The organism is Flavobacterium sp. (assembly GCF_035760125.1).
GTDB lineage: Bacteria > Bacteroidota > Bacteroidia > Flavobacteriales > Flavobacteriaceae > Flavobacterium.
The window spans coordinates 1-2821 of sequence record NZ_DASTTN010000062.1; the positions used below are offsets into that span (position 1 = coordinate 1).

Annotated in this window: 3 protein-coding genes and 1 pseudogene; all 4 read right to left on the reverse strand. The window is 37.0% G+C overall.

Annotation, left to right across the window (positions count from 1 at the left end; translation table 11 throughout):
- A partial coding sequence (locus VFS71_RS02590) for a relaxase/mobilization nuclease domain-containing protein (RefSeq protein WP_326399209.1) occupies positions 1 to 894 on the reverse strand: 894 nt, incomplete at its 3' end.
- Positions 879 to 1271 (reverse strand): plasmid mobilization protein, encoded by a 393-nt coding sequence (locus tag VFS71_RS02595; protein WP_326399210.1) that lies wholly within the window; start codon positions 1269 to 1271, stop codon positions 879 to 881. The genes VFS71_RS02595 and VFS71_RS02590, both read right to left, overlap by 16 nt.
- Before the next feature lie 228 nt (positions 1272 to 1499).
- Positions 1500 to 2399, reverse strand: coding sequence for a toprim domain-containing protein (locus VFS71_RS02600; protein ID WP_326399211.1), 900 nt, complete (start codon positions 2397 to 2399; stop codon positions 1500 to 1502).
- Between the two features lie 164 nt (positions 2400 to 2563).
- Positions 2564 to 2821: pseudogene (locus tag VFS71_RS02605) on the reverse strand (transcriptional regulator); the annotation flags it as partial.

Genomic DNA, 2821 nt, shown 5'->3' on the forward strand with positions numbered 1-2821 from the left:
CTTTGCCAGTTCGTTTATGGATATTACCCGATCTCTTAGCAGAGTCTTGTCAATGATGTTTTTTACTCTTAATTTGTCTGAAACTCTTCTAATTTCATTACCCTTAAATTTTTCTTCCAAGAATTTCAAAGTCGGTTTGAAGTAGAAATCACTTGCTTTAATTGGCGTGCCAATTGGCTTTTCCTGTTCGTTCAGTATCCGATACACCAATCCATTTGCTAAAAATATTTTTGAATTCTCACTGCCACGGTCAGCCATGACATTATATTGTTTTAGAACCGTATTGAGTTCGGGAAGGCTCGAATACTTGTACTCATGCAGCACCTTATTTAAAACATTGGTCAAGGCTTTCTTTGATTCAATCCTTCCATAGTGAATCTTACCCATTGAAATGGGCTGCAAATTTAATTCCTCTTTCTTTTTTCGTCCTTCTGCTTTTACGAGGCCAAATAATTCTTCAATTTCTTTTCTTGCGGGTTCTGATTTTCTTATGCCTAAATGATGCAGGTCAATCCTCTTACCATCCCTTTCGATATTTATGGACACAACATGAACGTGCGGATGTCCCGCATCGTAATGTTGGTACACTAAATATGGTTGTTTTCCGAAGCCTATTTTCTCCATATAGGTATCAGTAATAGCCATCAGTTTTTCTTTGGAATGGTTTTCTGACGGATCAAAATTCAGGGAAATATGCACACTGCTCCGCTTGGCGTTCTCGTTTAATTCCAGTCGTTTTGTGAAGCGATAGAGCTTCATTGTATCATTCATTTTATCGACATCAGCGGGATAATTACCCGCACCTATACACTCTGCCACACCAGCCTTAGCTTTGTTCTCATTGTAGTTTAAAATACTGCGGATCGAATGGCTTGTTTTTATGATTGTAACCATTTGTCCGTGATTTTTTGAATGTGATTTTGAATATCATTTACCTTGTTGAAAAGGATTTTTTTTTCCAATTCGTAACGTACAATCCACTGTTTGAATTCAGGAATTTGTTGTAGGGCGTGCATCTTTTTTACAACCTGATTTACATTGTTTCCGATAGCACTTAGCTCATTGCGGAGTACTACCGTTTCTTCTATAAAATCATCCAATGACTGATTTCTGTATTGGGTTGTAATAGGCTTGTCAAATAGGTGTTTACGAACATAGTCACTCAACTTACGGCAAGTACTGGCTTTCCATTTATGTTCAATTTTTGTGTATTCTTCGGGTGTCAAGCGCAGTGTGATTCTGCGTGTTCTGTTTGAATTTTCTCTTTCCATCATCTTTCATTTTCAATGTTTGTCAAACTCTTTTATCCTTTTAGTGTCTCCACCGCCGAGTTCCGAGGCATAGGGTGGCCAGATCGGTTGTCCGACAACCGTTCATCTGGCCGTTACAGGAACGTTGTAACTTTTCAGCTTTTTATAAGTCTTCAAGACTTTCAATTTTAACTGACTGCCAAAGAGGTAGCAGAAATTGACAATCTTAAAATAAGTTGTGTGTGATTTTTACAATTTTGGACCCAAATGTTTTTTTTGGACTTTTTCAGGATTAATAATCCAGTCGTTAAAATCTTTGTGATTTTTGTAAAGGGTACTTTCGTCTTGGTATTTTGGACTCATTGAAAGTGCACGCTGGGTACAATTTATTCCTGTAGTATCCCTGTCAAGATAAAGTCGAATTTGCTTGTGGGTTTCCATAAAAGGGCGTGCTCTTTCAAAGAATGAAACGGAATTTAAAACAACAAAATCCTGACCCTTTTCGGGAAGGTTTTTGGTTGTCGCTTTAAAGGATAAAAAGTCCATAAAGCCCTCAAAAACTATTGCCTCTTCTGCGCCATTATCTATGATGGTAATATCTTTTGGGGAACTGCCGGTTTTGAAATAGGGATTGCGGATTTCGTAGCCTCCCGAATCGTTTTTAAAACCGATCCCGAAATAAATTTTTTTGCCCAGTTCATAACGGACTTCACGACAGAATTTGTCAGCAATTTCAAGAGGGATTTTTCTCTCTTGTAAGTATCTTAAAAGCGAAGGAGAAGTAAGCGAAAAATCTCCAAGTATTTTGATTTTGCTTTCCGTTTCGATACTTTTATATGAAGGTAAAAGAGTTGGCTGTTGAAGAGAAAAATCAGTGTCGAGCTTTTGCAAAAGCTCTCGTACGGAACAGTGATGATACAGTATTCCAAAATCAATCAGATTACCTCCTTTGCCCAGCCCGTGGTCAAACCATAAATTCAATTTTTGATTGACTTTAAAAGAAGGCTTTTGTTCGTTCCGTAAAGGGGAACGATACCAGTACTCCACATTTCTCATCTCTACCGGTTGGTGTCCCAGTGAAGAGAGGTAGGCTGTCAAATCAATTTTTTTTGCTTCCTCAGTAGAGAGCCTTTTTTTTCTGAAATCCATATCCGCATATTTTCGAGTTCATTATTCAGTCAGCCGAAGTTAAACAAGAAAAAAATGGGTTTACTATCATAGCCATATTTTGCCTAGGATTAGACTATTTTTTGCGAAATAAAAAAAGCCCCGCAAACTGCGAGGCTCTTTCACTTATGAAAACTAATTTTATATTATTTTATATTGGCCAATTTTTCCAAATAGGCATTTTTTTCTTTTTCCGCTTCTAATAAACGTTCGTACAGTTCTACAACTTTATCAAGTGGATTGAATGTGCAATGATTATTAAATGTTCCCTCACTACTGTCATTGAAATTATTAAAATAATTAATTGCAGCTTCTTCAGAAAAATTTTTAATCGCCTCAGGTGTTACACCTAAAACTTTGGCAATAGCTTGTAGTTTTTCTTCTTCAACTGTTTCACTTCCCTC

What these genes read in the sequence shown, in the direction of transcription:
- VFS71_RS02595 (WP_326399210.1), bottom strand. Translation starts at nt 1,271, where the DNA reads ATGGAAAGAGAAAATTCAAACAGAACACGCAGAATCACACTGCGCTTG.
- VFS71_RS02600 (WP_326399211.1), bottom strand. Translation starts at nt 2,399, where the DNA reads ATGGATTTCAGAAAAAAAAGGCTCTCTACTGAGGAAGCAAAAAAAATT.